The sequence below is a fragment of the Lutibacter sp. genome (genome assembly GCF_041555395.1).
Classification (GTDB): Bacteria; Bacteroidota; Bacteroidia; order Flavobacteriales; family Flavobacteriaceae; genus Lutibacter.
The window spans coordinates 1-10,327 of sequence record NZ_JBFFKM010000070.1 but is presented as its reverse complement, the minus strand read 5'-3'; the positions used below and the strand labels follow the sequence as shown (position 1 = coordinate 10,327).

General features: G+C 31.1%; 9 protein-coding genes and 1 pseudogene. 6 read left to right on the top strand and 4 right to left on the bottom strand.

Going from position 1 to position 10,327, the window contains the following annotated elements:
* Positions 1-514 (top strand): annotated as a pseudogene (gene glyA / locus ABY285_RS11370) (serine hydroxymethyltransferase); the annotation flags it as partial.
* Between the two features lie 56 nt (positions 515-570).
* Here the strand turns inward: glyA and rmuC are convergent.
* Entirely contained in the window at positions 571-1,905 is a 1,335-nt protein-coding gene (gene rmuC, locus ABY285_RS11365; RefSeq protein WP_372770145.1) for a DNA recombination protein RmuC, read from the bottom strand.
* A 99-nt stretch (positions 1,906-2,004) separates the two neighbouring features.
* On the opposite strand from rmuC, the gene ABY285_RS11360 reads away from it, so the two are divergent.
* A complete protein-coding gene (locus ABY285_RS11360; protein WP_372770143.1) occupies positions 2,005-2,544 on the top strand; it encodes a 1-acyl-sn-glycerol-3-phosphate acyltransferase in 540 nt (179 codons plus the stop codon).
* On the opposite strand, the gene gcvT is transcribed toward ABY285_RS11360, so the two are convergent.
* Positions 2,541-3,623 carry a glycine cleavage system aminomethyltransferase GcvT gene (gene gcvT / locus ABY285_RS11355; RefSeq protein ID WP_372770141.1) on the bottom strand — a complete coding sequence of 361 codons (1,083 nt, stop codon included), beginning with the start codon at positions 3,621-3,623 and terminating at the stop codon, positions 2,541-2,543. The two genes, ABY285_RS11360 and gcvT, sit on opposite strands and share 4 nt — an antisense overlap.
* A gap of 182 nt (positions 3,624-3,805) precedes the next feature.
* Between gcvT and ABY285_RS11350 the strand changes: the two genes are divergently transcribed.
* The 3 genes from ABY285_RS11350 to ABY285_RS11340 all read left to right on the top strand — a co-directional run bounded on the left by ABY285_RS11350 (position 3,806) and on the right by ABY285_RS11340 (position 7,026).
* Positions 3,806-5,269 carry an aminopeptidase P N-terminal domain-containing protein gene (locus tag ABY285_RS11350; RefSeq protein ID WP_372770139.1) on the top strand — a complete coding sequence of 488 codons (1,464 nt, stop codon included), beginning with the start codon at positions 3,806-3,808 and terminating at the stop codon, positions 5,267-5,269.
* 223 nt (positions 5,270-5,492) lie between these two features.
* On the top strand, positions 5,493-5,834 hold the full coding sequence (locus tag ABY285_RS11345) for a hypothetical protein (RefSeq protein WP_372770137.1): 342 nt from the start codon (positions 5,493-5,495) through the stop codon (positions 5,832-5,834).
* A gap of 61 nt (positions 5,835-5,895) precedes the next feature.
* Positions 5,896-7,026, top strand: coding sequence for an ATP-binding protein (locus ABY285_RS11340; RefSeq protein ID WP_372770135.1), 1,131 nt, complete (start codon positions 5,896-5,898; stop codon positions 7,024-7,026).
* Between the two features lie 63 nt (positions 7,027-7,089).
* On the opposite strand, the gene ABY285_RS11335 is transcribed toward ABY285_RS11340, so the two are convergent.
* Together ABY285_RS11335 and ABY285_RS11330 are read right to left on the bottom strand one after the other, a co-directional pair.
* Positions 7,090-8,232, bottom strand: coding sequence for a PLP-dependent aspartate aminotransferase family protein (locus ABY285_RS11335; protein WP_372770133.1), 1,143 nt, complete (start codon positions 8,230-8,232; stop codon positions 7,090-7,092).
* 160 nt (positions 8,233-8,392) lie between these two features.
* Positions 8,393-8,956: a hypothetical protein gene (locus ABY285_RS11330; RefSeq protein WP_372770131.1), complete on the bottom strand. Its 564-nt coding sequence runs from the start codon at positions 8,954-8,956 to the stop codon at positions 8,393-8,395.
* A 453-nt stretch (positions 8,957-9,409) separates the two neighbouring features.
* On the opposite strand from ABY285_RS11330, the gene ABY285_RS11325 reads away from it, so the two are divergent.
* Positions 9,410-9,757 (top strand): hypothetical protein, encoded by a 348-nt coding sequence (locus tag ABY285_RS11325; protein WP_372770129.1) that lies wholly within the window; start codon positions 9,410-9,412, stop codon positions 9,755-9,757.
* The last annotated feature ends 570 nt before the right edge of the window (positions 9,758-10,327 follow it).

Genomic DNA, 10,327 nt, shown 5'->3' with positions numbered 1-10,327 from the left:
GTCGGCGCTAATTGACTCTGCAGTTTTTCCTGGAAATCAGGGAGGACCTTTAGAGCACATTATTGCTGCAAAGGCGATTGCATTTGGGGAAGCCTTAACCGATTCATTTTTGCACTATCAAATCCAAGTGAAGAAAAATGCGGCAACTATGGCAGAGGCTTTTATGAAAAAAGGTTATGAAATTATATCTGGAGGAACAGATAACCATATGATGCTTATTGACTTACGAAATAAAAACATAAGCGGTAAAGATGCTGAAAAGGCCTTAGTAAAAGCTGATATTACCGTAAATAAAAATATGGTGCCTTTTGATGATAAATCACCATTTGTAACTTCAGGAATCAGAGTTGGAACGGCAGCTGTAACAACGCGGGGCTTAAAAGAAAATGATATGATTGCCATCGTTGATCTAATTGATGAAGTTATTCTAAATCATGAAAATGAAGCAAAACTAGAAGAAATTGCTGAAAAGGTAAATGAAATGATGTCAGATTTGCCATTGTTTGTTGAGTAAATGACATCTTAAAAAATATAAAAAATCCCGCCTTGAGCGGGATTTTTTATATTTTACTATTCTTCTAACTCCTCAATATTTTCAGCGCGTTCTATAACATTTTGAGGCAATGATTTTTTGGATTTTGCGCCCATTTTCTTCAATTTTTCAACACTTATGATTAAATTCCCTTTTCCTTCGAAAAGTTTATTCATGGCACCTCGATATTCTGCTTTTGCTTCATCCATTTTTTTTCCAACATTGGTTAAATCGGAAATAAAACCTTCAAATTTATCGTACAAAGCACCTGCCTGACGTGCAATTTCTATCGCATTTCGCTGTTGTTTTTCATTGTTCCACATTGAATCTATTGTGCGTAAAGTAGCCAAAAGGGTAGTGGGAGTCACAATCACAATATTCTTTTCAAATGCCTTATTATACAACTGATTGTCGGTATTTAATGCCACTGCAAATGCAGGTTCTATGGGGATAAACAAGAGCACAAAATCTGGCGATTCAATTTTGTAAATATCTTCATATCTTTTTTCACTCAATTGTTCAATATGGCGTTTTAAGGAATTTACATGTTCTTTTAAAAATTGTAATTTTTCTTGGTCGTCATCAGTATTTATATATTGCTCATAAGCAGTTAAGGAAACTTTAGAGTCAATAACCATTTTTTTGCCATCGGGTAAATGAATGACCACATCGGGTAGGATTCTTTTTCCTTCCTCATTTACAAAACTTTGTTGCACAAAATATTCCCGGTCTTTTTCTAAACCCGATTTTTCCAAAACGCGCTCCAGTACCAATTCTCCCCAATTTCCTTGTATTTTGCTATCTCCCTTTAACGCTTTTGTTAAATTGATGGTGTCTTTGCTCATTTGTAGGTTCAGGTCTTTCAATCCAAGTATTTGCTGACGTAAAGCGGCGTGGTAATCAATGCTTTCTTTATGGGTATCTTCTACTTTTCGCTCAAAAGTCTGTATTTTTTCCTGTAGCGGGTTTAAAATATTTTTCAGATTTTCTTTATTCTGCTCCGTAAATTTGACAGATTTCTCTTCCAGTATTTTACTTGCCAAAATTTCAAACTCTTTGCTGAATTTTTCCTGTAATTTTTCAACTTCGGCTTTATTCTCATTTAACTTTTCTTCCAAATTATTAAACTCGGAAACCTTTTGCGTTAACCTGATATCTATTTGGTGTTTTTCATCATATAAATTATTTTTATCTTGATTTAACTTATTAATATTTAATTCATTAATATGTTTTTCTTCAAGTAATAGTTTATTTCTGACTTCCAGTTCAGAAGTCACTTTTTCGAAGTTGCTTTTGGTTAATAATTTGCCAATTATAAAGCCAAGAACCAAAAAAACCAAGGCAATTATTACATATAAAATAAATTCAGTCATCACAATTTTAAAATAAATATTAGTTTATAAAAGTAAGAATTTTATATTTGCGGAATAACCGGTATTTTAAAAATAGAAACTGAGTTATCAACAAACATTATGAAAGTATTTGGCCGATTTATATTACACACTCTTTTTGGTTGGAAAATTGTTGGAAGTTTTCCGAAAGAATTAAAAAAATATGTCATAATTGCGGCTCCGCATACCCATTGGCAAGATTTTCCTTTGGGAATTGCAATTAGATGGGCGGAAGGTTTACCTGCAAATTATATTGGGAAATCCTCCTTATTTAAACCGCCATTCGGATTTATATTTAGATGGTCGGGCGGAATACCCATTGACAGAAGCACAAGCAGCAATAAAGTTGAAGCTATCGTTAACCTATATAATTCCAAGGAAAATTTAATTTTAGTATTGGCTCCAGAGGGAACACGTAAAAAAGTAACCGAATGGAAAACAGGTTTTTATTATATCGCAAAAGGAGCAAACGTGCCTATTGTTATGATTGCATTTGATTTCAAAAATAAAGAAGTTAAAGTTGCTGAACCTTATTATATAACTGATAATATGGGAAACGACTTTAACTTCTTTCATAAATTTTATGAAGGTGTGCAGGGTAAAATTCCCGGAAATTTTTAACCTTTATAAAAAGGCAATTTTACCGTAACGGCCGGGATTGCTTTATTTCTAATTTGAATGAAAATTTTTGTGCCAACCTTGGCATAGGCTTTTTTTACATAACCCATCCCGATTCCTTTTTTAAGTGACGGACTCATAGTTCCTGAAGTTACTGTTCCAATTACTTCTCCTTCTTCATTCACTATTTCGTAGTCATGACGGGGAATTCCTTTTTCTGTAATTTCAAAAGCAATTAATTTTTTTGAAATGCCTTCCGCTTTTTGTTGTTTTAAGGCATCGGAATTGGTGAAATCTTTTGTGAATTTCGTAATCCATCCCAAACCGGCTTCAATAGGCGAGGTGGTATCATTAATGTCGTTTCCGTACAAACAGAATCCCATTTCTAAACGCAAAGTGTCCCGAGCTGCAAGACCAATTGGCTTAATTCCGAATTTTTCACCCGATTTAAAAATTGCATTCCAAATATGTTCAGCATCTTTATTTTTAAAGTAAATTTCAAATCCGCCAGAACCTGTATAGCCAGTAGCGGATACAATCACATTTTCAATACCGGCAAAAGTGCCAATTTTAAAGGTGTAATATTGCATTTCGGATAAATCAATATCTGTTAATGACTGCAGCGCTTTGGCTGCATCCGGTCCCTGAACGGCCAATAAAGACAATTCATCTGAACTGTTTATCATTTCTACACCCAAATCATTATGTTGTGAAATCCAATTCCAGTCTTTTTCAATGTTAGCGGCATTCACCACTAAAAAATACTTTTCTTCGTTTATTCTATAAACCAATAAATCATCAACGATACCTCCGTCATTATTGGGCAAACAACTGTATTGAACTTTCCCGTCAACCAATACGGAGGCATCATTTGAAGTTACTTTTTGAATCAATGCCAACGCATTTTTTCCTTTCAAATAAAATTCCCCCATATGTGAAACATCAAAAACACCAACGCCGTTTCTAACAGTTTCATGTTCTATATTTATCCCTTCATATTGTACAGGCATCAAATAGCCTGCAAACGGTACCATTTTAGCACCTAATGACTCATGAATATGAGTTAAAGCAGTATTTTTCATCTAAAATTGTTTTGTGACGCTAAAATACAAATTATTCAAGAATTGAATTGGTATTACTTTACCTTTTTAAGATAATAGCCAAAATAATGAGGCGACTTATATTATTTTTATGTGCCCGGTATTAATCGCCCAAAACATTATTTTTTTTATCTTTGGATTTATTTGCATCAATTTCTAGTACCATGAAATATTTAAACTTTAAAATACTCTTATTTTTTTTCTTTTATTCAGCTGGTTATGCCCAAAATCATGAAACACCGCAAGATTTTTTAAAAAAAGAATTTCATTCGGAAAGACGCGAACAGCTACGGGCTAAATTGCCTAAAAACAGTGTCGCTGTATTTTTTGCAAATCCGGTAAGAAACAGGGCAAACGATGTTAACTATGTTTATCACCAAGATCCAAACTTTTATTATTTAACGGGTTATAAAGAACCAAATGCTTTAATTTTTATTTTTAAAGAGAATCATACAATAGGAAATAAGACTTTTAATGAAGTAATATTTGTTCAGGAACGTAATGAAAATGCTGAAATGTGGAATGGAAAGCGATTGGGAGTTGAAGGTGCACAGGACGAATTGGGTTTTAGAGTGGCTTATAATGGAGGCGAATTTGAAAGTTACGAAATTGATTTTGCCAAATTCGATAAAATTTTGTTCGAAAACTTTAATAATGATGTTAGGGATACCAGAGAAAGGGCCGATTTATTTGATTTGATAAAGGTATTTAAAGAAAAAGTTTCTTTTGATTTAATCAATTTAAACAATCCGACAAATGATAAAATGTACAATGAAACCAAAAAAAGAATTGATACGGAAACGCTTCAAAAATTAATGACTTCATTAAGGGAAATAAAAACAAAGGAAGAATTGGTGTTGTTAAAAAAAGCGGTCAATATTTCGGCTATAGGGCAATTGGAAATGATGAAAGCCATGAATCCAAAGATGTCTGAAACAGAAGCGCAAGGCGTTCATGAATTTGTGTACAAAAAATATGGCGCCGAATATGAGGGGTATCCGTCAATTGTAGGTGCAGGAAATAATGGTTGTATTTTGCATTATGTAGAAAACAATAAAGTAAATATTGGCGATAATAATTTGATTTTAATGGATTTAGGGGCTGAATATCACGGGTATACAGCGGATGTTACACGTACAATTCCAACGAATGGGAAATTTACCGAAGCGCAAAAATTAATTTATGATTTGGTTTATGAAGCCCAGGAAGCTGGAATAGCAGCCTATAAAATTGGGCATAAAATGAGCGAACCAAATAATATTGCAAGAAAAATTATCAATAAAGGACTCGCTGAATTGGGAATAATACCTGATAAAAACAGTAAGCACAATTATTTCCCTCATGGAACATCACACCATATTGGCTTGGATGTTCATGACCCCGGAAATTATGAAAAATTTGAAGAGGATATGGTGGTTACTATGGAACCCGGAATTTATATCCCTGTTGGAAGTGCTTGTGATGAAAAATGGTGGGGAATAGGCGTGAGAATTGAAGATGATATTTTAATAAGCAAAGAAGGTCCCGTAATTTTATCGGCAATGGCTCCAAGAAAATCGGAAGAAATTGAAGCAGCAATGAAGCTGCCAAGTGTTTTAAATAATTTTGCTTTACCAAAATTGGACTAATATTTTAATTAATGCACAGGAATTTATACTTAAAGAAGTAAACGGCTCCAGCTTAATAAAATAGAATATTATTTGTCACTAAAGTTACATGAAATATGTTTTTTAGCATAAAATATGGCTATTTAATAGATAAAAGCGAATTTAGAAACATTTATTTTGTCAATTTTACAAAAATAAAAAAATAATAAGTATCTTTATAATCGCCATTTTAACTAACTCAACTATGAAAAACAACGTGAAATACTCCGTAACTTTAAGTTTTGAGGAAATTAAATTACCTCCTTTTGAAGAAATCCTGGTTCTCGGAAAAAATTCTCCACATGGTAAAACAGGTATTTCTAAATCCTTTGACTTATTGATTCCAAATGGTTTTGAAATCATTGATACAAATCATGGAAATGTTGATTGTGTATTTATCAATAAACGAATTTTGGCTAAAATGCCAAAAGAAAGGATACTTAAAATATTGGATTCCAATGTTTTTCCTTTTGTTTCGGAAAAAGAAATTTTAAAAGTTGATTTTAAAGTAATGACATCTTTTACAGTTGTAGAAGATGTAACTTAATGAAAAATAACATATTTTTCTGAACTAGAATATTTTTTACAGGTATTGAAAACTTAACGTAATGAAAATAGAATATTTTATACGAAAAGATTTTATAACAGTTAATCCTTATTCAGGCCTAAATGCAATTAAAAAAAAATTGTTAGAAAATTATGCCATCGCCGTTCAAGATGATGGGGGTATTTTTTATGGCGTTTTAACAACCCAGGATATTGTTCAAAATCCAAAAACATTAATTATTGACTGTCTAACCATAAAAGAATTAGTTGATTGCGAGCTTTCCATTGAAGATACAATTTATAAAATGGATACCGCTAAAACGGATGTGCTTCCTGTTGGTGAAAATGAAAAATTTATTGGATTGGTATTTAAAAATGAACTATATAAATACATCTCAGACTATAATTTAGAATTGGAAAATATCATAAAGGAACGAACAAAAGAACTTGAAGAAGCCATTGCCACAAAAGATTTAATGTTTTCATTAATTGCACACGATTTAAAGGGCCCTTTTAATACTATCTTAGGATTTACAAAATTATTAAAAGATAAATTGCGAAACATGGATTTTGAAAAGGCTGAAAAATTGATTTCCGGGATGAATGCTCAAGCAAGAAATACTTATAATTTATTGGAAGACTTATTAACTTGGGCAAGAGATAATAGCAATAAAATTGCATATAACCCTATTCTATGCAATATTTCATCTATTTGCGATGAAGTAATTAATCAATTAAAAGATATTGCTCAAATGAAGGGTATAACTATAAATTCTTTTCATTCACCTGAAGTTTATGCTTATGCCGATAAAAATATGGTTGAAGTAATTTTACGTAATATTATTACCAATGCAATTAAATTTACAGAAAGAATGGGCAAAATTGATGTTTATTCCGAGCCAATAGTTGAATTTATTGAAGTTTCTGTTTCTGATAACGGAATTGGGATTGATGAAAAGATTAAAGCCAATTTATTTAAATCAGATTTTATTGAATCCACACCTGGAACTGAAAATGAAAAAGGATCTGGTTTGGGATTGGTTATTTGTAAACGCTTTATTGAAAGACATCAAGGGGAAATTTGGATTGAAAATAAAACTGAGAAAGGCACTACAATTAAATTTACGCTACCAATTTTTAAGGAAGAGTTGTATACCTCCCCAAAAATGAAAGTGGTAAAAACTGAGAAGTAAATCTTTATTTTTAGAAGTCGTAATTCACTCGAATTATTAAAATAGTGATATATCAACAATTGATTATATCATATTATTCGATAAGGCATTTTTCCAATCTGCTATCAAATCGTCAATATGCTCAATCCCAACTGAAATCCTTAATAAATTATAGGGTGTAGGACTGTCTGGACCTTCAACCGATTTACGGTGTTCCACCAAACTCTCAACGCCGCCCAAACTTGTGGCAAGGGTAAAATAGGCTAATTTAGCGGCTATTGCGGTAGTTTCACTTTCACTTCCCTTAATTAAAATGGAGAGCATCGCACCAAATCCCTTTTTTTGCTGCCTTTTAGCCAATAAATGTTGTGGGTGACTTTCTAATCCCGGATAGTTGACCTTTTCTATTTTTGGATGACTTTCCAAGTATTTGGCCAATTTAAACGCATTTTTAGTTTGTTTTTTAATGCGTAAATGAAGTGTTTGAATTCCTCTTGCTATTAGCCAACAATCGAAAGGAGCTGGTACAGCACCAGATAATATTTGAATATTTTTAATTTTTTCTGCAATTATTTCGTCATTCACAACAACACAACCACCAATAACATCACTATGTCCGCCAAAATATTTAGTGGTTGAATGCACAACAATATCAGCGCCAAGTTCAAGCGGATTTTGAAAAACGGGAGTTAGCCAAGTATTGTCAACTGCGCATATTGCATTGTTTTTGTGTGCAATTTCAGCAATGACTGAAATATCGCTTAATTTTAATTGAGGATTTGAAGGTGATTCCACCCAAATCATAGCTGTATTTGGTTTTATGGCTTTTTTAATTGCCGCAATATTGGTCATATCAACCAAATCATAAGTCAAGTTCCAGCGCTGTAGAACATCTTCCATTAATCTTTTAACAGCATAATAAATATCGTCTGGTAAAAGAATATGATCTCCGGCCTTTAGACTTTGAAAAACAGTGCTAATAGCTGCCATTCCTGAAGAAAAAGCAAATGCATGCTTGCCATTTTCCAATATTGCAATGGCTTCTTCAACTATGGCACGATTTGGATTGTTGGCACGCGAATAAACAAAATCGTTTGTGTAAGATCCGTCACTATTGCGTTTGTAGGTACTCGACAAATAAATAGGAGTGCTTACCGGAGCTGAATCATTATATTTATTTTCAGTACTTTTTATAGCGATTGTCTCAAATTTTGGTTTTGATTTCATGTATATTTCATAAAATTAGAATGCTTAAAAATAATGTTAATTTTTAACTTTACGAATAAAATTAAAACAAGTCTTAATTAAAATAAACAAAAATTTAAAACAATCTTATTTCGTAAATCTGTTTTTTGGGAAAGTGGGGTAAGGGTTATTTTATTTTACCCTAATTAAGTGAAAGATATTCATTTTTAAGGTATTCGTGACCGAGAGTCACTAAGTGTTGGGCGCTGTTTGCTTGATTCAATTTATCTGAATCAGCTATTGCCTGGTTGTTATAAACATAAATAGTTCTTTGATACAAGGCAGCTTTATTAAAATCGTTTGGCAAAATTTCATAAACTTTAATACATATCAATTCATCATTGTCATAATAAAAAACTTTCGATTTAATAAAATTATTATGCAAGTGATCTTTATATTTTACCCGTACAATTGATTTGTTTTTTAAAACAATATTTTTGTCTGATTCATTTGTGGTTATGATTCTCTTTTTACCTTGTATTACCAATTCATCCAACTCCTCAATATTAAATTTCTCAAAATCATTTGCGTTAAAATCTATCTTGGAAATATAGGAATCGATACCATCTATTTTTTGGCCTACAAAAGATGAAGTAAATTTTTTATTTTCAATATGCGCAGGATTAATTTCAGTAAACGACGAAGTTGAATTGCAAGAAACAATCAATGCTAAAAAAAAGAAAAATAATAACCTGTTGCCTGTCATCTTATGTGAGTAAATGGCAAATATATAACATAAAATTAATTTAGACAAAAGCTTTAAATAATTTTTTTAAAATTAATTGTTAATTAAGGTGCTGTTTTATAGCTATATAAAAATGGATATCAATCATATATTATATTCAGGCATCGGTAAAATTAATCACAACTAAGAAAATGAAAAGGTACATGAAGTGACACTTTACTTAGAACCTGATGAAGAGTTTATTGTAATTGGTGATAGGCCTTTAAATTAAAACATCAGTAAACCGGCTTAAATTATAAATACTACATGAAGATGTAGTAGCGAAACCTATATTCACAGTGTAAATTTGAATAACAAAACAATCAACCTCCCATAATTAAGTTATCATCAACCCCCATAATTTAAGTTACAAAATTCAATAAAGACTTACTTTAAGTATTTTAAAAACAAATAGCTAACTAAAAATAAAATGTCATGAAAAAATTTAAATTATTGGTTTTGGCTTTCGTTATAGGAACAATGAACTTATTTGCAACAAATATTTCTCCAGACTATCCTATAGTAAAAGATGTTAAACCACCGGTAAAAAATTTGTTATCCAACACAACAATATTAGACTCACCAATAGTATTATATAATAAAGACATTAATCTAAAAACTACTTCCATAAATAATTCTGATGATAAATTGGTCCTTCTGGATATGCAATCTGAAAATGAAGATGTTTTAATATCAATTCTTGAAGCCTTAAATCATAAAAGGCGAATTTCTGCAATTAGAGAATATGCATATCAAATACCAGATATAGCAAGAAAAGAATGAGCTTAAACTAAAAAAAACTCATGCCAATAATTCTGATGAGAAATTGGTCCTTCTGGATATGCAATCTGAAAATGAAACTGTTTTAGTATCAATTCTTGAAAACTTGAATCATAAAAGGCGAATTTCTGCAATTAGAGAAACTGATATCAATCATATTGTAAATTGATGAATATCATTTTTAGATTGTAATTTAAAAAATAATTTTACTACCAATAAGTGATAAATGTCTCTCACGTTCAATTTTTATTTTAAAAACATATTACGATTTTATTTTAAGAATTAAATTTTTGCGATTTTAATTAAGTATTGTTATTGCCGTTTCCTCTCAGGCAATAAAAAAGTTTTAACCCCACCAAATCACTTATAATTACAGCCCCAAAATTTTTAATTATTGAATAATATTTTGTTTATAACACGATTTATTAAATTAAAAAAATAGAATTGGTATCTAATCTAAATTAAAGGGCCATGAAAAAAATAACTACTTTACTTAAAACAGCTTTAATTTCACTTTTTTTATTAATGTCAACTTCATTTTATTCACAAATAATATTTGATGGTGATAATTGT

Coding starts and splice junctions, on each gene's coding strand:
- rmuC (WP_372770145.1), bottom strand. CDS start 1,905: ATGACTGAATTTATTTTATATGTAATAATTGCCTTGGTTTTTTTGGTT.
- ABY285_RS11360 (WP_372770143.1), top strand. CDS start 2,005: ATGAAAGTATTTGGCCGATTTATATTACACACTCTTTTTGGTTGGAAA.
- gcvT (WP_372770141.1), bottom strand. CDS start 3,623: ATGAAAAATACTGCTTTAACTCATATTCATGAGTCATTAGGTGCTAAA.
- ABY285_RS11350 (WP_372770139.1), top strand. CDS start 3,806: ATGAAATATTTAAACTTTAAAATACTCTTATTTTTTTTCTTTTATTCA.
- ABY285_RS11345 (WP_372770137.1), top strand. CDS start 5,493: ATGAAAAACAACGTGAAATACTCCGTAACTTTAAGTTTTGAGGAAATT.
- ABY285_RS11340 (WP_372770135.1), top strand. CDS start 5,896: ATGAAAATAGAATATTTTATACGAAAAGATTTTATAACAGTTAATCCT.
- ABY285_RS11335 (WP_372770133.1), bottom strand. CDS start 8,232: ATGAAATCAAAACCAAAATTTGAGACAATCGCTATAAAAAGTACTGAA.
- ABY285_RS11330 (WP_372770131.1), bottom strand. CDS start 8,956: ATGACAGGCAACAGGTTATTATTTTTCTTTTTTTTAGCATTGATTGTT.
- ABY285_RS11325 (WP_372770129.1), top strand. CDS start 9,410: ATGAAAAAATTTAAATTATTGGTTTTGGCTTTCGTTATAGGAACAATG.